At 46.5% G+C, this 22,135-nt stretch carries 17 protein-coding genes; 7 read left to right on the top strand and 10 right to left on the bottom strand.

Translation table 11 applies throughout. The annotated features are described in order from the left end of the window. Positions 1 to 181 precede the first annotated feature (181 nt). On the bottom strand, positions 182 to 1,351 hold the full coding sequence (locus tag HW560_RS16155) for a M20 family metallopeptidase (protein ID WP_179263901.1): 1,170 nt from the start codon (positions 1,349 to 1,351) through the stop codon (positions 182 to 184). A 212-nt stretch (positions 1,352 to 1,563) separates the two neighbouring features. Between HW560_RS16155 and HW560_RS16150 the strand changes: the two genes are divergently transcribed. Beyond that, on the top strand, positions 1,564 to 1,911 hold the full coding sequence (locus HW560_RS16150) for a YugN family protein (RefSeq protein WP_053784292.1): 348 nt from the start codon (positions 1,564 to 1,566) through the stop codon (positions 1,909 to 1,911). Positions 1,912 to 1,924: 13 nt separating this feature from the next. Continuing rightward, the gene (gene ftsW, locus HW560_RS16145) at positions 1,925 to 3,214 is read left to right on the top strand and encodes a putative lipid II flippase FtsW (protein WP_179263899.1); all 1,290 of its coding nucleotides are present in this window, start codon (positions 1,925 to 1,927) and stop codon (positions 3,212 to 3,214) included. Between the two features lie 193 nt (positions 3,215 to 3,407). Here ftsW and HW560_RS16140 read toward each other — a convergent pair whose 3' ends face one another. Continuing rightward, positions 3,408 to 3,770 carry an Asp23/Gls24 family envelope stress response protein gene (locus HW560_RS16140; protein ID WP_024631137.1) on the bottom strand — a complete coding sequence of 121 codons (363 nt, stop codon included), beginning with the start codon at positions 3,768 to 3,770 and terminating at the stop codon, positions 3,408 to 3,410. A gap of 183 nt (positions 3,771 to 3,953) precedes the next feature. Between HW560_RS16140 and cax the strand changes: the two genes are divergently transcribed. Continuing rightward, the gene (gene cax, locus HW560_RS16135) at positions 3,954 to 5,024 is read left to right on the top strand and encodes a calcium/proton exchanger (protein ID WP_090901092.1); all 1,071 of its coding nucleotides are present in this window, start codon (positions 3,954 to 3,956) and stop codon (positions 5,022 to 5,024) included. A 191-nt stretch (positions 5,025 to 5,215) separates the two neighbouring features. Here cax and HW560_RS16130 read toward each other — a convergent pair whose 3' ends face one another. The 5 genes from HW560_RS16130 to HW560_RS16110 all read right to left on the bottom strand — a co-directional run bounded on the left by HW560_RS16130 (position 5,216) and on the right by HW560_RS16110 (position 10,271). Then, a complete protein-coding gene (locus tag HW560_RS16130) occupies positions 5,216 to 5,509 on the bottom strand; it encodes an Fpa/YlaN family protein (protein ID WP_024631139.1) in 294 nt (97 codons plus the stop codon). 224 nt (positions 5,510 to 5,733) lie between these two features. After that, a complete protein-coding gene (locus HW560_RS16125; protein WP_024631140.1) occupies positions 5,734 to 5,979 on the bottom strand; it encodes an HPr family phosphocarrier protein in 246 nt (81 codons plus the stop codon). 96 nt (positions 5,980 to 6,075) lie between these two features. Then, positions 6,076 to 7,191, bottom strand: a complete 1,116-nt coding sequence (locus HW560_RS16120; protein ID WP_179263897.1) for an aminopeptidase — start codon at positions 7,189 to 7,191, stop codon at positions 6,076 to 6,078. A 110-nt stretch (positions 7,192 to 7,301) separates the two neighbouring features. Then, a complete protein-coding gene (locus tag HW560_RS16115) occupies positions 7,302 to 8,159 on the bottom strand; it encodes a hypothetical protein (protein WP_179263895.1) in 858 nt (285 codons plus the stop codon). A gap of 132 nt (positions 8,160 to 8,291) precedes the next feature. Then, positions 8,292 to 10,271: a sensor domain-containing diguanylate cyclase gene (locus HW560_RS16110; RefSeq protein WP_179263893.1), complete on the bottom strand. Its 1,980-nt coding sequence runs from the start codon at positions 10,269 to 10,271 to the stop codon at positions 8,292 to 8,294. A gap of 463 nt (positions 10,272 to 10,734) precedes the next feature. Here HW560_RS16110 and rpsD point away from each other — a divergent pair, with 463 nt between their 5' ends. The 3 genes from rpsD (at position 10,735) to HW560_RS16095 (ending at position 17,058) form a co-directional block, all read left to right on the top strand. Then, positions 10,735 to 11,334, top strand: a complete 600-nt coding sequence (gene rpsD / locus HW560_RS16105; RefSeq protein WP_076288214.1) for a 30S ribosomal protein S4 — start codon at positions 10,735 to 10,737, stop codon at positions 11,332 to 11,334. A 185-nt stretch (positions 11,335 to 11,519) separates the two neighbouring features. Then, on the top strand, positions 11,520 to 13,625 hold the full coding sequence (locus HW560_RS16100) for a methyl-accepting chemotaxis protein (RefSeq protein ID WP_179263891.1): 2,106 nt from the start codon (positions 11,520 to 11,522) through the stop codon (positions 13,623 to 13,625). A gap of 313 nt (positions 13,626 to 13,938) precedes the next feature. Then, a complete protein-coding gene (locus HW560_RS16095) occupies positions 13,939 to 17,058 on the top strand; it encodes a transglycosylase domain-containing protein (protein ID WP_179263889.1) in 3,120 nt (1,039 codons plus the stop codon). A gap of 161 nt (positions 17,059 to 17,219) precedes the next feature. On the opposite strand, the gene acsA is transcribed toward HW560_RS16095, so the two are convergent. Continuing rightward, positions 17,220 to 18,944 (bottom strand): acetate--CoA ligase, encoded by a 1,725-nt coding sequence (acsA, locus tag HW560_RS16090; protein ID WP_090901109.1) that lies wholly within the window; start codon positions 18,942 to 18,944, stop codon positions 17,220 to 17,222. Positions 18,945 to 19,399: 455 nt separating this feature from the next. Here acsA and HW560_RS16085 point away from each other — a divergent pair, with 455 nt between their 5' ends. After that, on the top strand, positions 19,400 to 20,032 hold the full coding sequence (locus tag HW560_RS16085) for a GNAT family N-acetyltransferase (protein WP_090901113.1): 633 nt from the start codon (positions 19,400 to 19,402) through the stop codon (positions 20,030 to 20,032). 152 nt (positions 20,033 to 20,184) lie between these two features. Here HW560_RS16085 and HW560_RS16080 read toward each other — a convergent pair whose 3' ends face one another. Then, positions 20,185 to 20,880 (bottom strand): 5'-methylthioadenosine/adenosylhomocysteine nucleosidase, encoded by a 696-nt coding sequence (locus HW560_RS16080; RefSeq protein WP_090901116.1) that lies wholly within the window; start codon positions 20,878 to 20,880, stop codon positions 20,185 to 20,187. Between the two features lie 159 nt (positions 20,881 to 21,039). After that, the gene (gene ccpA / locus HW560_RS16075) at positions 21,040 to 22,053 is read right to left on the bottom strand and encodes a catabolite control protein A (protein ID WP_024631149.1); all 1,014 of its coding nucleotides are present in this window, start codon (positions 22,051 to 22,053) and stop codon (positions 21,040 to 21,042) included. Positions 22,054 to 22,135 lie beyond the last annotated feature (82 nt).

Here is a 22,135-nt window from a genome sequence, read left to right as displayed (position 1 = left end):
TAAAAATGAGTTATATGTTTTTCCGAATAACAGGCATCACAAAAAGTCCAGTTCCGGTTTCTTCCGAAATTGAACCTGTATCGTACAACAGTTCGACCTTAACCTAATCATTATAAAAACCTAACAAAAAAAGCACCCTGCCCATACCTTCGTATGAATAGGATGCCCAACTATACTCAAATCATTCGGCTGTATATCCTTTAGCCATTGCTATAAATAGTTTCACCGCATTCTGCATGGCATCCTCATCAAAGTCAAACTTGGGATGATGATGCGGATAGATGGCATTCTTCTCCGGGTTGCCTGCTCCGACAAACATAAAGCAGCCAGGAATCTGCTGCAAGTAATAAGCGAAATCTTCAGCCGGCATCAGCATCGGTGATTTCTGTACATGGTCTGCGCCAAATACATCCACCGCTTCCTTGAAGAATCGTGCCGTTTCCTGCTCATCATTCACAACAGGAGGATATCCCATAATATAGTTCAACTTCGTCTCGGCACCGTAAATCTCTCCGGTCTGAGCCACAATCGTATGCATACGTTCTTTCATGATACTGCGTGTCTCTTCATCGAAGGTTCTCACCGTACCCGTCATTTTGCATAACTCGGCGATAATATTCTGCGCTGACCCCGCCTGCATTGTGCCAATCGTCAATACTGCGGGACGCAAAGGGTCCACTGAACGACTGACAACCGTCTGCAATTGCATTACAAGGGCGGAGCCAGCCACCAGGCTGTCCACTGTGGATTGCGGCATGCCGCCATGTCCACCTTTTCCTTTGATCTCAATATAAAAGTCATCTGCCGCTGCCATCATCGGCCCCGGAGTACTTGCTGCCACGCCTACAGGAAGCGGGGTCCACAGATGAATACCATAGATGACATCTACCCCTTCCAGTCCGCCGTCTGCAATGACCTTGAGCGCCCCACCTGGAAGTAATTCTTCTGCAGGTTGGAACAAAAAGCGAATCTCACCCTTGATCTCATGTTTATGACGACTGAAGTACAATGCCGTGCCCAGCAAAATGGATATGTGACCATCATGGCCGCAGGCATGCATGGCTCCTGCTTGTTGTGATGCATATTCAACGTCCTTCTCGTCCTGGATCGGAAGTGCATCCATATCCGCACGAAGCATAACGACAGGTCCCGGCTTGTCCCCACGAAGGGTACCTATAACCCCGTGTCCGCCAACGTGTCGTCTCACTTCAACGCCAAAGCTCTCCAGCATACCCGCTACAAAAGAGGATGTCTTCTCCTCATGAAAGGAAACCTCAGGATTCCGATGAAGATGACGACGCCATTCTACCATGTGGATTTGCAGGTCATTCCACCATATATTATTTGTCATGTCTCTCCATCCTTTCGCTCTCTATACGGGACTTTCATCAAGCCCGAACCTTCCTCTTGAAACCTATTGCTGTATATTGTAGCAGAATTGGAAGAAAACCGATACGAATGACCGCTTGAAAGCTTGCACGGGAAGGGGAAACATACTATCATAAACTAGAGAAAAGAACGAGATTTATACTCTCGGAAGCTTATGAGGAGGATCAGACGCTTATGATTTTTGAGAATACAGGCTTGGATGGCTTGAAGAGCGACTTGGCATACCTGGATGAGAGCGCCGAGAAAGTCGGATTTGTCCGGTGGCAATGGGAATATTATCGTGCTACATATGACTACAAAATTGAAGATGAACAAACCAAATCGGAATACTTTGTACGTATTAATACCCGTGCGATCGATGGCAAACTCGAAAAACCGGATACGGTTCTCGCAGTTGAAGCTGTTTATCTTGGAAAAGCAACCTTTCCGCATGGTCTGGATTATGACTCTACCGTACCGCAGCCAGTCGTGAAGCTGGCGGCCCAAAAATTACAGCAGCTTAAAGAACTGCTGGAAGCTTAGGCTGGGCCAAACCATGAAACAACAAACGGCCCAAACGAAAACGAAGAGAGGCACGCCGGATTTTCAACTGCTAATCCTCACTTTATTGTTGGTGGGCTTTGGACTGGTGATGGTGTTCAGCTCCAGTTCCAGCATTGCAATTGCAAATAAAAGTTTTAACAATGATGCCCTGTTCTTCACGAAAAAACAACTTATGTGGGCGGTTATCGGTTTAGTGGGCATGTTTTTTGCCATGAATATCCGATTTAACAAATACAAAAAACTTTATGCACCCTTTTTCTTACTTACCACGGTATTGCTACTAATTGTATTAGTTGCAGGCAAGAAGGTAAACGGTGCCCGAAGCTGGATTGAAATTATCGGCTTCAGTGTCCAACCTGCGGAATTTGCCAAAATCGCCATTATTTTGTACCTCGCTGCACTGATTACCAAAAAAGGGGAACGGTTCAGGGATCTTAGGACAGGATATATTCCTGTGCTGGTCATTGTCGGATTCATTGCAGGACTGATTATGCTGCAACCGGATTTTGGTACCTGCTTCATTCTGGTTTCGACGTGCGGTCTAGTCATTTATGCGGGTGGAGCAAGTATGAAACACATTATGGGTTCCATTTTGCTCGTAGTGTTGGGAGCAGCATTAGCACTTGGAGCGAATGCCCTTTTTTCTTCCATGTCTTCTTCAGATACTGCAGATAGCACCACAACTACGGAAGCTACACAGAACTACAAAATTGGGCGCATTCAGGCATTTCTTGATCCTTTATCCGACAAAACAGGCGGAAGTCTTAATCTCTATCGTTCCCTTGTTGCAATCGGGGATGGAGGCATCACCGGCTCCGGGATCGGACAAGGTACGATGAAGCTGCATTATTTGCCCAATGCCTATAACGACTTCATTTTCTCCGTCATTGGGGAAGAGCTTGGCTTTGTTGGAACTGCCTTGTTCCTGTTGGTCTACCTTTACTTCATCTGGCGAGGCATTATCGTCTCCCTTCGCTGTCCCGATCCATTTGGGACGCTGGTTGGTATTGGTATTATGGGATTAATTGCAATCCAGGCCTTTATCAACATTGGGGGCGTCACCCAGACCATTCCGGTGACAGGGGTTACCCTTCCGTTCATCAGTTATGGCGGTACCTCACTCTTTGTGATGATGGTGGCCATGGGTATCTTGCTCAGCATCTCGCGTACCAATAATTTGGACGTTATCAAGGAAGAGAAAACGAAGTCGGTGACAGTTCAGACACAGACTCGTACCTCTCCCGCACTTCGTTCACGTGAATCCATCCGTCGAATTCGGTAAATGGGACTGTTCCTACCGGAACGAATCATGTACCCCTTCAATAGAAAAAAGCAACACCAAAAAGGCTGTGCATCCGGTGGGGTGCGCAGCCTTTTTGTGTGAGCTCGGTTTCGTATACTCGGTACACTCTGTCTATCAAGATGGAAGAACCAAGCCATTATAAAGCTGCTCTTCCATCACGGATTGCTAAAGTTTACAGATCGTCGCCTCTGAAAGATACGCCTTCTACCTTTACATTGACTTCAACAACACGTAACCCGGTCATGGTCTCTACCGCTTCTCTTACGTTCTGCTGGAGCATGCGGGAAACTTCATGAATCGGTGTCTCGTACAGGACGATGATGCGCAGGTCAATGGCTGCTTCCAGCTGGCCGACCTCCACGCCTACGCCTTTCTGTACGTTTTTACCGCTCAGGCGCTTCGCCCAGCCCTCTGACAATCCTCCAGACATTGCGGCAATTCCGGGTGTCTCCATCGCAGCCATTCCGGCAATTTTCGCCACTACGTCATCGGCAATCCGGATATTTCCGCCCTCTAGTTGAAGTTGTTCTGCCATGCCACATCCTCCTTCACTTCGTTACTCGTATTTTAAATCCTTTCGACCCCAAAAAGCAAATTAAACTCAAAAAGATGCGTTTACAACCTACCACGATTTGGTTATATTGAAATATGAAAATAATCTCATAAGTGTTTAGTACTATCGTTTAAAACAAAATAATACGTTACCGAGGTGTTTGTTGTGAGAAACCGAATTTCATCCATTTTGCTGATTGCCACCTTTGCACTCAGCGCCGTCGCCCACTACTTGAAATGGGATTCGATTCTGCAATTCGTCATTTCAGCCATTTCGGTTATTTTTGTGGCCGGTTTTTTAGGCAAAGCCACTGAAAATGTAGCCCATTATGCCGGACAGCGGTTAGGCGGATTTTTGAATGCTACATTCGGCAATGCCGCCGAATTGATCATTGCCATTTTCCTCGTCAAAGAAGGATTGTTCGACATGGTTAAGGCGAGTTTGACAGGCTCCATTATCGGTAACCTGCTGCTGGTGCTTGGTCTAAGTATCTTTGCCGGAGGACTCAAGTTCAAAATTCAGAATTATAACGTATCGCTTGCCGGCCTAAACGGCTCCCTGATGATTGTAGCCATCATTGCCCTGTTTATTCCAGCCGTGTTCCTGAACACCCATTCCATCACACAGAAGGACACGAATACACTCAGTCTTATTGTCGCAGGCTTACTGATCCTTGCCTACATAGCGTGGTTAGTATTTTCCATGGTCACACACAAGAACTATCTCGCAGATGTCACGGTGGATGAAGATGAAGAGCTGCCGCATGAACATGCACCCGAGTGGTCCAAGAAAAAATCGATTCTCTATCTCGTTCTTGCAACCGTCATGGTTGCCTTCGTCAGTGAATGGCTTGTTGGCACCCTTGAGGTGTTTACTGAACAATTCGGACTCAGCGAACTGTTCGTCGGTGCGTTCCTCGTTGCCATTATCGGTAACGCAGCCGAGCATAGTGCAGCCATCATGCTTGCCATGAAAAACAAAATCGGTGCCGCCGTGGAGATCGCAGTCGGCAGCAGTTTGCAAATCGCACTCTTTGTTGCCCCTGTACTCGTTTTTGTCAGCTTCTTCACAGGCAGAACGATGGACATCGTATTTACAACGATTGAGCTGGTTGCTATAGGCGTAGCCGTATTTATTGCCAAGTCCATCACTCAGGACGGTTCAACGAACTGGTACGAAGGTCTGCTCCTCATGGTCGTGTATATTATTTTGGGTGTATCGTTCTTCCTGGTATAACAGTACTCCCATCACCCTAAATGATTGACTAAACAATCAGCGCGTAAAAGGCAGCCTGGAAATCGCATTTCCAGACTGCCTTTTATGATTCCCTTTGCCTGAATCACATCAGAGGAACTGTCCGATCCAGGCGCACAAAAAAAGCATGCAAACACCTGCATGCCTTCTATTCTGACCCGCGCTATTGCAGGCTATTGCTCATTCTTCTTGTTCAAAGCTTCATATAGAATTGCCAGATTCCGCTCAAGCGCGCTTACCAGCTGCTTACCTGCACCTTCTGGAAGAAGCCCTGCACGAACAGCAAAATCGACTTCCTTGGAGAACCCATACATCTGTGTATCCAATACTTCCTCATAGAGAGGGCAGTAGCGGGTAGCCAGATTCTCCATCTGTACTTCAATAAGCTTCTGTATTTTATCTGCATCTTCTTGAAGAAGACTGATCGCTTTCAAGTGCAACTGGTCCTGCAGATCAGATGAAGTCATGCATTTTTCCCCCCTATGTCCCAAAAATCGCGTAAAGACGTTCTACCTCTAATATTAGACGAAATCAGGAGCTAATACAAGAACCTGACCAAAATAACCATAGATCATGAACAGCTTTATTCTTGCCTAATCTCCCTATTTTAGAGAGGTCTTGCCGCACAACTGAATGATCTCATGCAAAAAAACATCTCTGCCATAACAGGCAGAGATGCTTCTTAGTGCCATTACTCGGATGCAATACTCACATTCAGTCCATGTTTGGCAAATACTTCTGACATAGCTGCTTTGGCCTCAGCTGCATCCGGGCCATGAACGTGCAGTTCATAGCTGTGCGTGCTGATCAGCGTTGTAAACAGCCCGAGAATACTTTTTACATCGATATACTTGTTCTCTGAATGAAGTACGATTGAAGAAGTAAATTTGCTCGCTGTTTGAGCAATTTCAACTACCGCTGCGTTATTACTCGACATAGGAATCCCTCCGTCTTTTCACTTTTGATATCATCTATTAATTACCACTACATGATACCGTGAATCCGCTTTCCTAGCAACAGCAAAATACGGTTCCTACTTCAGGTTATCCGGATTGAGGCATTCCAGCTCAGGAATAACGAAAATACCGTCTTTACGGATCAGTACATCATCAAAATAAATTTCGCCACCACCGTAGTCTGGACGCTGGATCAACACCAGATCCCAGTGAATGGAGGAACGGTTTCCGTTATCTGTTTCTTCATATGCCTGGCCTGGCGTAAAGTGCAAGCTGCCTGCAATTTTTTCATCAAACAGAATGTCCTTCATCGGGTGCAGGATATGCGGATTGAATCCGATGGCGAATTCACCGATATAACGAGCGCCATCATCTGAATTCAGAATTTCATTGATGCGGTCTGTATCGTTGCTTGTTGCTTCAACAATTTTACCGTCTTTGAAGGTGAACTTGATATTCTCAAAAGTAATGCCGTTATACAACGTTGGCGCGTTATAACTAATCGTTCCGTTCACGGAATCACGTACAGGGGCACTGTACACTTCGCCATCCGGAATATTTTTTTGCCCGGAACATTTCTCTGCGCCGATATCTTTAATGGAGAAGCTCAGATCTGTCCCTGGTCCAGTAATACGGACTTTATCCGTGCGTTTCATCAGGTTAGCCAGTGAATCCTGTGCTTTGTCCATTTTAGCGTAATCCAGGTTACATACGTCGAAGTAGAAATCTTCAAACGCTTCTGTACTTGTATTCGCCAGCTGTGCCATACTTGCATTCGGGTAACGAAGCACAACCCATTTTGTATGTTTTACCCGCTGCTCGCTATGTACCGGATGGGAATACAGTGAATTGTACATTTTCATTTTCTCTTCCGGTACATCGGACAGATCATTCACATTCTCCCCTGCACGGATACCGATGTAACAATCCATTTGCTTCATCCGGTTCAGATCGATCTCTGCCCAGGTTTTCATCATTTCTTCTGTTGCATTTTTGAGCATGGCACGCTGTACTGTTTTGTCAGTCAGCTGTACAAAGACGTTACCGCCCTTTTTGCCTACTTCTTCAATGATTGCGTTCATCAGATCACGTTCCGTGCCGATCATCTCAACCAGCACATTCTCGCCGGGCTGTACATCTACAGAGTAGCCCACCAAATTAGCTGCGAGCTTCTGAATTCTTGGGTCCTTCATCGTGTAAACTCCTCCTGTCATCCGCCATCCCTTGAATTGAACAACGGTAAATTACGATACTATTGTAGCACGCTACAACGATCCCGTCAGCAGGCAGTCCCGCAACTCATCTACTCATAAGCCCTGAAGTTTACATCTGTGACAAGAGCTTCTTTATTCAATTTCCTGTTCATGTCCTTATAGCTCACCTGGCTTTCGGAGGAAAGTCGCAAGGGCAAGCTGCTTTTCCGATCTATGGTAAGATGATACACCGTCTGTACCTCGGCCTGTTTCATCATCTCTTGCATCGATGCTTCCCCTTGCTCCCACACTTTGTTCAAATCCTTCTCCAGCTTCGCCTGTTTGTCTCCCTTAACCGCAGCTGCCTTATGCATATATTCTGCCCGGATTGCATCCATCTCGTCGTTAAGCTGTGCGAGTGCTAAGGTTTTAGCGTCTTTCGGCGCGAGTTCAATTCGCAGTATTTTCGTTCGACGACCTGAACCGTACTCGGACGTAATCGTTTTGTTCAACCGATCGATACTTTCCATTTGCGCGATGGGATTAAAACGGGACAGCGATCCGCGCAGGGGCTCATGTTGGGCAGTTAGAGCCATCCATTGTCCTCGTTTTCGTTCAAAAGATGCACTGAATCCGCTTGGTTGCCCATTATTGTTAACAGCAGCAGCATTTACTCCCGTTCCGGCAGCAGTTACAGCTCCAGGCAACCTCGTTTGCAAGGTCAAGCGATCATGATCCTCCAGTTTGCCCTCAAATTTGAACTGATTTTCGAACAGCCCGCTGCTTTCACGTCGCAATCCCGCTTCCCCATCAAAACTCAGCTTTTCTTTACCTGCAATTCCTGATAAAGCCAGTGAAAATAATTCCTCGGGAGTTCGATCCCGCTCTAACAATCCACAACCAGGAGCACACAACACAACCATGCTCAGAGTTAACAATAGTCCACGCATATACCGACGGTTCAACATATTCTATTCCACCTTTCCATCAAACTTTCTCCATAGCCTGCCCCTCCCTTATTTGCTTATACTTCCTTCCTTTGGCATCGCCTCTTCAAAAAAATAAAGAGAGGACGACTCCGAAATCGGAATAGTCCTCTCTTAACGTGTAACTTCCTGTTTTTCCATGACGATTCGGTTACGACCACCATGCTTCGCATCGTACAGAGCCATATCAGCCCGGTAAAATAACGATTCCACACTAACCTTCTCATCCATCCAGTTCCATTCGGCAATACCGCTGGATACGGTCACGGAAGGCCTTGTCTCTTCAGCAACCCTGGTACGAATGATTTCTGCATATTCCAGTGCCTGACGAGCACCAATCTGAGGCATATAGATGGCCAGCTCTTCCCCGCCCCATCTGGCACAGATGTCCTCGGGCCGGACAGAACTCGTTACAATGTCGCTCACCTGTTTCAATACCTGATCACCGGTTTGGTGTCCAAACGTGTCATTCACCTGCTTAAACTGGTCGATGTCCACAACAACCAATGAACCACAGAATTCGTGAGCCTGACGTTCATGGATCACAGTATCCAGGTAATGCCTCACATATAGTCCTGTCAGCATATCCAGGTTTGCCAAACGTCGTACCTCGGCGTGGAGGGTAGCATTGGAGAGAGCAAGTCCAATATGAATGGACAGCATCTGCAGCAGACGGTAATTATCGTACGAAAAATACTGCTTTTTCGGATGTCCCAGCAAAATGGCACCCTTCACTTCCCCATTCACCCGAACGGGTGAAGCGATCAATGACAGGGAGCCGGTAAGATCCATGAAAACCGATGACACTTTATCGTATTTTGCATAATTGGATAGGATGAGTGGTTCTTCGGTTTGATAGAGCAAACCTGCGATTCCATAGTCCATAGGAAACGTTTTGCGACATAACTCATTTATATTCGATGACATCACTTCGAAGTGATTCGTACTATCATTCAATTGCAGAATACAACAAGATTCAGCCTGGAAGATGTCCTTTAACTCCTGCTCGGAGATTTGGTAGATCTCCATTAGCTGCAGGCTTTTGTTCAAACGTTGTGTCAGATCGTTGATTAGACGAAGTTCCTGGATCAACATATTCGATTGTTCGTGCAGCTTGGCATTTTCAAAAGCAGTTCCTGCTGTATCCGCCATCATCGTAATCAGCTGCAAATCTGAATCTTCCATTAGCTCCTCATTCATCTCAATATGAAATACACCATAGATCCCTTGTTTGCCTTTTAGAGGAAGACCAACCTCCAGAATACGATGTTCACCTTCATCCGATCGAACAACAATGAGCTTGCCTTCCATGAACGATTGTACACAGATGTCTTCTCCACGTTCATGAACAAGCAGCGGTTTGATGCGTGGGTTGAGGCTGCTCTGATCCTGAGACATATACAATGTCATGCGGGTCGTTGGATATAAGTAGTCAATGCTGTCAAATACTTCATCCAATATGGCGTCCACATCCATTTTGTCATGCATCCGTTGAACGATTTGGAACAGAATCGACCTTCGATGATCTTCACGAGCCGTTTGTTCATGAGCATGTAATAGATCCGTCATAAATATGTATTCAAATCTTCGGTAAAAGCAGGTACGATAATGCAATGCCTCCGATCGAACAACAGCTTCAGACGTGTCATCTCGATTTTGCTCGTAGGTTACAGCAGTGAAGACAGCAAACATATCCCTATTTGTTCTGGAGAACAGCGGTTCAGCCATTAGATGATACTCTCCATTTTCAGTAGTTCCACGTAACGACTGGGCCTGTCCCGATTCAAGGCATTGCATCACAGTCGAATGTACATCAAGCAATGGAACCCCTTCATTCCCTTGCCCCATACAGATCCCTTCTGTATTCCATACGTTGTATATTATCGATGATCTGTCTGAGTGTGGCCGCCGCTGGGCATGCCAGTCGGTGTATGCTTGCTGCAACAGGCTCCCCAAATATGAAAAATCAAAAGGTGTGATGTCCATTTTTTGCATCCAAAATATATGCGCTTCGTGAGGAGCGGCAGAAGATGCGGAATCGCCCGAACTTCGCGAATTCAAGCTGGCTGTTTTACTTCTTAGATGTTCTAACATGTCAGGCGCTCCTTTGCACCGTTTTTGCATCCACTCGGATGCATTAATCTGCAGACGTTATCGCAAACCTGCAAATCCTATGCGATAACCTTAATGTACAAGATCATTTAAAGTTAAGATACAATCTATTTTACTCTCTTTAAAGCTTTTTTGCATCCATATTTCAGAAAATTGTCCCATTTTTTTGGGCCTAATGACCTATCGACAAATTTAGACGTTTTTTTGCTTTTATCACAAGCTTGACTTTGGTTCTATTAAACTGTAAAATAAATTGTTGATGAAGACTACTAATGGGTCTTTAAATTTGGGCATTACCGGTTGTGTCACCCTCATTCTTTTTGTTGCTTTCAGGACAGCGGCTGAACTTTTCTGATCGTCTTATGCGTGGCCTAGCCCGCATCAACAAATTGGAGCGCAAACAGAGCCCTATATGAACTTTAACTAAAAAGGAGCTACTTTAAACATGGCACGTTACACTGGTCCTAAATTTAAATTGAGCCGTCGCCTCGGCATTTCCCTGAGCGGAACAGGCAAAGAATTGAAACGTCCTTTCCCTCCAGGTCAGCACGGAGCAAACCAACGGAGAAAAATGAGCAACTACGGTATGCAATTGCAAGAAAAACAAAAACTGCGTCACATGTACGGTTTGGGCGAGAAGCAATTCCGCACTCTCTTTGCTAAAGCGCAAAAAATGCAAGGTATCGCGGGTGAAAACTTCATGTTCTTGCTTGAGAGCCGCCTTGATAACCTCGTATACCGCCTTGGATTTGCTAACTCCCGCGCTGGTTCGCGTCAGTTGGTATCCCACGGTCACGTAACTGTAAACGGCAAAAAAGTTGACATCGCTTCTTACCAAGTAAGCACTGGCGACGTTATCAGCCTGCGTGAAAGAAGCCGCGGTCTTTCTTCCGTTAAGGAAGCTTTGGAAAACCGTTCGCATCTTCCGGCATACGTAGAATTCAACGATACTGCTCTGGAAGGTAAATTTATTCGTTTGCCTGAGCGTTCGGAATTGTCCCAAGACATCGACGAAAAACAAATCGTCGAGTTCTACAACCGTTAATCGTTGCAATTTCATTAAGCTTCACACCAAACAGCTGTCCGAGATTTTCTCGGCAGCTGTTTTTTTACGTGTTTTTTTACCTGAATATACATTATGAACCCCCAAGTAACGATATAAAATATACACTCCCTTTCGGAGAACTGAATAACACATCGTACACCTAAAGAGAAACCTGGGGGGATCACATGATAAAGTTTCTGAGCGATCGCAAACTGGCTGTCAAACTCGGACTGTTACTGGGAGTCGTATTATTGTGCTGTATTGGAACACTCATTGCATTTAATACCAAAATGATCTACGACAAGAGCGTTCAGTACGGTGAAACTGTTGCTGCACAAGCATCAGACCGAGCCCAAAATGAATTCATGGTTGAAATGAACCAAGTGAAAAACACCCTTGATACCATAAGTACCACATTAGTGGATTCGGCTCGTACAGGGTCGCTTGACCGCAAAGAGATCGTCCACCTTCTGGAACAATACTTAAAAAAAGATGATAAGGTTTTCGGATTTTATACCGGTTGGGAACCTGATGCGTTCGACGGAAAAGATACAGAGAATATGAATAAGACCGTTTATGACGATGACACCGGCCGCTTCGTTCCTTACGTGATACGTGATGGGAATACCCTGCACGTGGAACCTCTGACGACCTATGAGGGAGAAGGTAAAACCAGCAGGTATTACCAGGAGCCCAAAAAGAGTAAATCCGCCTACTGGTCTGAGCCAACCACCTACACCGTATCTGGAAAGGAAACTTTGCTTGTCTCCATCGTCCTGCCTTTACTGGATGAAAATAATACGTTTCTTGGCATTGTCGGAGCCGACTTCTCCATTGAACGCTTTCAACAGAATATATCTTCACTAAATCCGGATAACGGCTACGCGATGCTGATTACAAGTGATGGAAAAATAGCTGCGCATGGAACCCATCCGGAATTGGCCAAGGAAGACGCAGTAATCCCGACAGAGATTCAAAACGTCATTAAACGGATTCAAACAGGCGAGCGCCAGTTTTACGTCACGGATGGATCAGAGCAAGAACTGTTTATTGCGGAGCCTGCTCAGTTGCAAGGAACGGATTCGAACTGGTATCTCGTGTCAGCCCTGCCCAAACGTCATATTTTGCAACCCTTCTACGATAGCCTGACCTGGTCCGTTATCATTGCGTTTCTCGCTTTGCTGTTGCTTGGTGGTGTTGTGACTTACACAATCCTGTACATTGTAAGGCAAGTGAATCGGGTCAATACGGTTGCCGGGCAACTCGCAGATGGAGATCTTACACAGAAGCTTCCTGTCTATTCCAAAGATGAGTTCGGCGTGATGTCAGGCCATTTGAATCAGATGATGGATACGCTCCGCCATACCATTTCCGTGATATCGGAGCATGCTTTATCTGTGGGTTCCACTTCCCAACAGCTGACAGCCAGTGCAGAGGAAACGGGTAAGGCCGCTGAGGTCATTGCTTCAACAGGTCAGGACGTTGCTCAAAAAGCCGGCACGCAAATGCATGAGCTTCAAGAAACTTCACGTGCCATGAATGAGATTACGACAGGTATTGGCCGCATTGCACAAGCCGCAGCAGATGTAGCTGAATCTTCGCGAAGCGTGGCTGACCAAACTGCGGCAGGATCGGACAAGATTCAGTCTGCTATGCGAATGGTGGACTCTGCGACTTCTTCTGCACAGGGGTCCATGTCTGCACTGGAGAACTTTCGTCAGCGTTCGGCGCAGATTGGGAACATAACAGACATGATCAGTGAAGTAAGTCGCCAAACTAATCTTCTTGCCCTTAACGCATCAATTGAAGCTTCGCGAGCAGGCGAGCACGGACGTGGATTCGGTGTGGTAGCATCTGAAATTCGCAATTTGGCCGAACAGTCACGCACATCCGCCGAACAGATCGCAGTATTGATTCATACTGTTCAACAAGAAGTACTCTCCCTTGTCACAAATATGGAAAAAGGAAATTCCGAAGTCCTTCATATTGCCGATGTAATTAACGAAAGTGGAGAACTGTTCCTCTCTATTTCTTCACAGATTTCCGATGTGAATATCCAGATTGAGGATGTCTCCGCCATCGCTGAGCAAATGTCTGCTGGATCACAACAGGTGGACGCCACATTGGAACAGCTCAAAACCATAGGTCACGAGACGGCAGATCACGCCTCAAGTGTGGCAGCTGCCTCCGAGGAGCAGCTTGCAGCGATGGAAGAAGTTACAGCCGCCTCTGCTGCGCTTGCTAAGCTTACACAGGAACTGCTCGAGCTGATTCAGCGTTTCAGGACCTAATTTGCAAAGCTTTTCTATATTCTAAAAAAACGTCATTTTCAAAAGGAAATCATGAGGCCGTACTGTGCGAAATGTACAGTTACGGCCTTTTTCCCTCAACTCATCTTTCCGCCATAGCAACGGTGTAGACATGCTGCCTCCACGTTTTACTGAAATTCTCCACGACTTCTCATGATATGCAACTCAATTCCGCATGATATATATTATAATCCAAGAAAGAATGGCAATTTTCGACCATTGCTTGTATTTCTCAGGCATGCAAACCAGCCTTTTTATGCTATAATAAGTGCTGTTAAAAGGAGGAAGACACTGAATGGTTGATGTTAATAAGAAAAAGCCCGATGAACAGCCTGTCCGCAAGCGCAGCTTTGCCCGCAGACTGGGTAGTTTCGTCAAATGGATGGTTGTCCTGGGATTCATGGGGGTACTATTCGTAGGCGGTGCTCTGATGGGATACGTCAGTTCCATTGTAAAAGACGAACCCGTCCGTTCAAGGGCGCTGATTGAACAAAAAGTCAGCGAAAACTCCATCACAGGCTTTGCTTACTTTGCCGACGGCAGTCCGATCGGTCAATTACGAACAGAAGAAGACAGGCGTCCGGTCACCTCTGACCAGATCCCGCAGAACGTTATTGATGCAGTCATTTCGATTGAAGACAATCATTTTTACGAACATAAAGGTGTAGACATGAGCGGAACGCTCCGTGCCGTGAAACAGAAAGTGCTAAAAGAATCTGTTCAGACCGGCGGCAGCACACTGACTCAGCAATTGGCCCGGCGTGTATTCCTCAATTTGGATCGAACCGAGGACCGGAAAGTGAAAGAAATCTTACTTTCGCTCCGACTCGAACGTTTCCTGACCAAAGATGAAATTATGACAGCCTATTTGAACAAGGTTCCTTTTGGTAACGGCTCCAGTGGATATAACGTATATGGAGTCAAGGCAGCTGCCAAAGGACTGTTCAATATTAATGATTTGAGCACATTAAACACGGCTCAGGCTGCCTATCTGGCAGGATTGCCTCAGCTCCCCTCCTCTTATTCTGCCTTTAATGGAAAAGGCGACTTTGTTGAGGACAATTTTGAGCGTGCAATTAATCGTCAGCATCTGGTCTTGCGCCGTATGCTGGAATTGGGCAAAATTAATCAATCCGAGTATGACGAAGCTCTTGCTTTTGACATCAAGAGTTCACTCGCACCCAAAACCATCAAAGCTTACAATACTTATCCATACCTTATGATGGAAACAGAGCGTCAAGCTGCACAGATTTTGATGCAACTCAATTCGGATAAAGCTGAAGGCACGGATGCCAAATCGGATTCAGCCAAGGATACGGGTACAGATACACCGCAAAAAGAAAGCAGTGCCCTGCTGGAAGAAGCTCAGCAGCAATTGCGTACAGGTGGATATCGTATCTACACGACCATCAACAAGAGTATCTACAAAACGATGCGTACCATTGCCGAAGATGACAGTAATTTCGCTTCTGACGATCCCGTGAAGGGAAAAGAACAGACTGCTGCCATGTTGATCAATCATAAAACAGGCGCCATTCTCGGCATGATTGAAGGCCGTGATTTCCAGGATGAGCAGATGAACTATGCAACCCAGATGGTGCGTCAGCCAGGTTCAACTATGAAACCTATTGCCGCTTATCTGCCTGCACTGGATGAAGGACTTGTTCAACCGGCCTCCATTATTGATGATTCACCGATAATTCTGAAGGACGGCCAGACCGGATTCCATATTCCGAAAAATGCCAACAATCGCTACCAGGGACTTGTGACTGCCCGTAGAGCACTCAACTACTCGCTGAATGTGCCTGCGCTGAAGCTATTCAACGAAGAAGTTGGTATCGACAAATCATGGGCTTTTGCCAAGAAGCTGGGGATTACCACCATCCAGCCGGCAGATTATCAAGCCCAGACTGGTGTTCTCGGAGGACTTCAGTACGGTGTTACCGTTGAAGAGCTCACTAATGCCTATGGAGCTATTGCCAACAAGGGTGTGTACAATGATTCCTATATGATCAGCAAAATTGTAGACTCAAAAGGGAATATCGTATATAAACACGATGCAGAACCTGTTCAAGCTTTCTCAGAACAGACGGCATACCTGATGACAGATATGCTTCGCACCGTTATTACGGAAGGTACAGCCGATAAAGTTCGTGAAAATTACAAGTACTCCAAGAGTGTGCCTATCGTAGGCAAAACGGGTTCAACTCAAAACTACGCCGATGTCTGGTTTGAAGGCTATACGCCGGATGTCACATTGGGTGTATGGGTTGGATACAAACAGCCGGTAAACACACTGGAGACCAAATCACAGAAGAAACGTGCACAACAGCTGTGGACGCAAATCATGAATCAAGTTATCGCTACAGACAAAGAGATGTTCGTAACCGATTCGTTCAAGAAACCATCCGGAATCGAGACACGAACCGTATCGGCTTATAGTGGCAAATTGCCAACCTCTCTGACCGACCGATTTGTCACTGATATTTTCAATAGCAAATTTGTGCCGAAGGACAGCGATGATGGCGTCGCCAAAGCCAAATATATCACTTACAATGGTGTCAACTACATTCCGCGTGATGAAACACCTGGAGATATGACGAAAGAGAAAACCGTTGTCAAACGTAAGAAACCGATCTCTGATCTCATCAAGGAACTGCAAAGTGCATTCTCACGCATGAGTCGTCACGAATCACTCGCATATTACCTGCCGGAAGATGCCGATGCAGACATGCCGACACAGATCGATCCAAGAACGGATAACGGCAAAGCACCGGATGCACCAGGCAATGTGAGAATTTCCGTTGCCAACGGGAACGCCGTGATTACGTTTAATGCAACACCTGAAAGTGACGTGGTTGGTTATCGCCTGTATCGTTCAGTAAATGGCGCTGGATTCCAGAATCAGGGGCAGGTTGTCCTGACAGGTGAGTCCAGATCATTTACCGCATATGCACAAGGTGGAAACTTTGCGTTCTACGTGACAGCAGTGGATGTAGCGGGTCGTGAGTCTGCTCCTAGCGCAGCAGTTAGCAGTGCAGGAATGGTAGAGCCTCCTGCAGATGAAGAAATAAATGAACCGATTAATGTTCCGGGAACAGTTGTTACACCGGAAGACTCTCCGAATGAGAACGCCGCAACTACGGCTCCAGCTACACCAGGCCAAGTGAGCGTGTCGGCGCTCTCCCAAGGACTGCGCATTCAATGGGCCTCCAATCCGGAAGCAGATGGTGTTCAAAGTTATGCTGTATATTTTAGTGAGACAGGGGCAGCCCCTTACACCAAAATTGGCACAACTTCAGGTACCTCCATGGACTACGGAGTGCCTGCATCCACCAGTGGATGGTTCAAGGTATCCGCCAGCAACAGCATAGGCGAATCTGAGCCGTCTGGAGCCGTGCATTTCCAACCGTAATACAGAGATCCTAACTCCACTCTTGACCCCATTCTCGCATCATGAGGATGGGGTTTTGTTATTCATGGATACTCCAAAGCAAAAAGCCTGATCCGCATTGAGATACGGATCAGGCTTTGAATTATGGACAGGCAGACACGTTGCATCCGCTGGTTTACTCTTTAATCTTCAATGGTCGATAGATCGCCTGTTGGCAGATCCAGCTCCCAAGCTTTCAACACCCGGCGCATAATCTTGCCGGAGCGGGTCTTGGGCAGTTTATCCTTGAACTCAATCTCACGCGGAGCGGCGTGAGCAGACAAGCCCTCTTTTACAAATCGATAGATCTCTTCCTTCAGCTCCGGTGTCGGCTCATACCCCTCACGCAGTGCCACAAAGGCCTTGATGATCTCTCCGCGAGTTACATCCGGTTTGCCGATAACGCCTGCCTCTGCTACCGCAGGGTGCTCTACGAGCTTGCTCTCCACCTCAAAGGGGCCAATGCGTTCACCGGAAGAGTTAATGACATCATCGATCCGGCCCTGAAACCAAAAGTAGCCATCTTCGTCCATATAAGCGGAATCACCGGATACATACCAGCCAGAAAGTCGGAAGTACTCCTCGTATTTGGCCGGGTTATTCCAGATCTTCGCCATCATAGAAGGCCAGGAAGTACGAATAGCCAGGTTCCCCATACTGTATGGCGGCAGTTCCTGTCCTCGATCATCGATAATGGCTGCTTCAATCCCCGGTAAAGGACGTCCCATGGAACCTGGTTTGATTGGCATGCCCGGGTAGTTACAGATTAACTGTCCCCCCGTCTCCGTCATCCACCAGGTATCATGAATTCGCTGTCCATAGGCTTTCCAGCCCCAACGGACCACTTCTGGATTAAGCGGCTCACCGACAGACATGACATGACGAAGACTGCTCAGATCATGCTGTGCAATGGTCTCCTCGCCCGCTCCCATCAACATGCGGAAAGCCGTCGGCGCACTGTACCATACGCTGACTTTGTTTTTCTCAATGGTGCTGTACCAATCTTGCGGACTGAAACGTCCCCCGCGAATAACGTTGGTCACACCATTCAACCACGGTGCAAAAATCCCGTAGGAGGTACCTGTTACCCAGCCTGGATCGGCTGTGCACCAGTATACGTCATCCTCACGCAAATCAAGTACAACCTTGCCGGTATAATAATGCTGAATCATCGCATTCTGCACATGATAAACACCTTTCGGTTTGCCAGTAGAACCGGAAGTATAGTGAATGAGCAGACCGTCTTCACGAGTCAGCCACTCCACTTCCATATCATCCGACGCCGCAGACATCTCTGCATCAAAGTCGATAAGACCTTCTTCCGTCTGCGGACCTCCACCTACAACAAAAATATGCTTCAGTTCAGGCAATTCCGAACGTTTGATTCGTCCAAGTAATTGAGGGGTCGTTACCAGTGCCACGGCTCCGCTATCCTCCAGCCGGTCCTTCACCGCAGTTTCCATGAAGGCTTCAAATAGCGGACCTGCAATAGCCCCAACCTTCAATATGCCTAACAGACTAAAATAGAGCTCAGGACTCCGTGGCATAAAAATAAATACCCGATCTCCCTTGGCTATGCCATATTTGCGCAGAACGTTACCGAAGCGACTCGACTGCTCGCTCAAATCAGCAAACGTGTATGCCTCTTCACGCGAAGCATCGCTGTATAATAATGCCGTTCTTCCGCCTCTTCCTTCCAGCACATGACGATCTATCGCTTCATGCGCCATGTTGACTTTCCCGCTGGCGTGCCACGTAAAGTGCCTTTCAACCGATTCCCAATCAAACCGGCTTCTGGCCTCTGTGTAATCGCCCAGATTAGATTCAGACACAACCGTTTGCAGCATCTCACCATGTGCTTGACTCATGCTTGCCAGCCTCCTTCAACTCGACATTTCGATTCCCATTATGGGTCACTTCTGATTGCCTTTGTGTTGACTGAACTTCCAGTTAGCGCTTACATTAGTAGAGAGAACTTCTCATCATGTACTTGCCAGGCCAAACCGATGAACCCAAACTGCAGTTGATTTGTGAACATTTTTTGTCTACGCAATTATAGCAAATCTTTTCAATCATCGTCTATGGCTTTTCAAATTTTTGGTTTTTTGCTATAAATATGTGTTTAAAAAGGGCGGTTTTCAGTACCAAGAAGATGGGATGAAGCTAGAAATGGAGTAGCGGAGCGTAGGGAAAACTACGTGAGCAACGGACATTTCGGCTGAATTCCATATTCGATGCTGATGATGCCACTAGGCATCCTTCGTAATCAAAAGCGGACTTTTTGAACAACCTCTATAAGTAGGGGGAGAGAGGAGCATGAACTATGGAGCATATTAAGGAGCATCATATGCGTTCCATCTTCAAGTCCGGCCACCGAATCATCATTGAGGGGCCCGTTCTGGCTGAGACGATTAAGCAGCTTGAATTTCATACCGATCTGGATGCCTTCAGGCGCCCTTCGGAACAGCAGGAGGCATTGTCCGAAATTGCCGCATTGCCTGAAGGTCGAATCATCATTGCACGGGAGAATGAGACCATTGTTGGTTATGTGACTTTCCATTATGCTGATGAATGCGAGCGTTGGTCGGAAGGCAATATGACTGATTTGATTGAGCTTGGCGCCATTGAGGTTGCAGATGCCTATCGATCGCTGGGGATTGGACGGGAAATGCTGCTCACTGCGTTTGAAAATAAACAGATGGAGAAATATATCGTATTTACGACAGAATATTACTGGCACTGGGATCTGAAGGGCAGCGCCCTTTCCGTGTGGGACTACCGCAAGATGATGGAAAAATTGATGCAAACTGTAGACATGACCTGGTACGCCACCGACGATCCCGAGATTTGTTCACATCCGGCAAACTGTCTCATGGTCCGTATTGGCAGCCAAGTGCCCATCGAATCGGAAGAACAGTTCGACCGCGTGCGATTCCGCCATCGTTTTATGTACTAATCACGAATTCACATGGATGATTTCTCAATACGTATACATAGAAAAACCGCTCTTCGTAAACAGGTTCATCATGGATGATCTGCTACGAAATAAGCGGTTTTTTGTTGGCTTATAAGCCTTTATGATGTTCAACATGCGTAAACCTTAACGGTTTACATATGTTCCAGCATATGTTCCACAATACGGTGAGAGCGCTGGGAAGACTCCACCGTAAACTCGGCAAAGTTCACATGTGCTGATCCATCCGCCTTGTCAGACATTGCGCGAAGTATAACGAACGGAACACGATTCATGTAGCTCACTTGCGCTACGGCAGCTCCCTCCATCTCCGCACATGCCCCATTCATTTCGGTATACAGCATTTTCACCGTATCCTTGCTTGCAATGAATTGATCTCCTGACAGCACTTTGCCGATCAGATAGTTCGCTCCCTGCGCTTTGCAGGCTTCTTCAGCTAATGCGATAAGGGATGCTTCCGCCGGGAAGGCGGACGTCTCCTGGTAAGGAATAACCCCGCGCTCAAATCCAAGTGGAGTCACATCCATATCATGCTGTACACATTCGGACGAGATGACCATATCTCCAATATTCAACTTTGGATGAACTGCACCTGCAACACCTGTGAAAATAATACGGTTGACCTGAAAACGATCAATCAAAATCTGTGTCGTCACAGCCGCATTTACTTTCCCCACGCCTGATTTGCAGACTACAATCTGTTTACCCAGCCATTCGCCTGCAACATAGGTAATCCCGGTTTGTTTTACAGTCTCTAGTTGTTTCATACCAGCCAAGAGAAGTTCGACTTCCTCATTCATTGCACCAATGATACCGATTGTTTCACGCATGTTCTGACCTCCTATATAGCATTCTACATTCTGCCCATTCAGCACAAAAGCTCCGTTTCCGGAGCTTTCGTCATTCCACTATGTAGAGAGAATGCCTTCTCCCTTTCTTCAATCATCTTCCATTTCAATTAGAAATGACGATGAACCTCAACGCCTGATTTAAACGACGTCTGCGTGGCTTACAGACAGACGAAGAATCGTTTCATGCGGCAAGATAACCCGTGGGTTCTCCACGTTTTCTTTCTTCATGAGCTTGGTCAGCAAACGCATGGCTACAGCGCCCAGGTCATACATCGGTTGAGCTACAGTAGTCAACTGAGGACGAACCATGGAAGCCATACGAATGTTATCCACACTAATGATAGAGAAGTCATCTGGAACTTTCAGACCTTCATCCTGAATGCTGTGAATCGCACCAATTGCCATCTCATCTGTTGCAGCGAAGATTGCTGATGGTTTTTTCTTCAATCCGAGGAAATACTTCATCGCTTCCACACCGGATTCATAACGATAGTTACCAATGCGTACGAGATCCTCCTGATATTCCATACCTGCTGCTTCAAGCGCTTTCTTGTACCCTTGGAAACGAGCATAACCGTTGGCAGGATCTTGCAGGGTACCACTGATCATTGCGATTTCCTTGTGTCCATGACGGATCAACGTATTTACAGCGTCAAATGCCGCTGCTTCATGATCGATATCTACAGAAGGGTATGTGCCCTTCTCGTCACTTGTTGCACAGAGAACGATCGGTACAGCCGCTGATTGGAACGCTTGAATGTGCTCGTCCGTCACAGTTCCACCCATGAAGAGCAGACCGTCCACTTGTTTCTCGAGCAACGTGTTAATTACACGAATTTCTTTTTCTTTCTTCTTATCCGCGTTACACAAAATAATGTTGTAGTGATACATATTCGCAATATCTTCAATTCCGCGAGCAATCTCTGCAAAGGTTGAGTTCGAAATGTCCGGAATAACGACCCCGACCGTGGTTGTCTTCTTGCTCGCCAGACCTCTGGCTACCGCATTCGGACGATATCCCAACCGATCGATGGCTTCATATACTTTTTTGCGTGTCTGTGGCTTAACATTAGGGTTATTATTAACAACCCGTGATACCGTTGCCATAGAGACACCGGCTTCACGTGCCACATCATAAATGGTTACCGTCACAGTACTTCTCTCCATTACCAGTAAATTTTCATACCATTTTCATTAAGATTTATATTACGACAAATTTATGCATTAATCAATT

The organism is Paenibacillus sp. E222 (genome assembly GCF_013401555.1).
Lineage (GTDB): Bacteria > Bacillota > Bacilli > Paenibacillales > Paenibacillaceae > Paenibacillus.
Note: the sequence above shows the minus strand (reverse complement) of the source record. Positions and strands in the feature narration are given on the sequence as shown.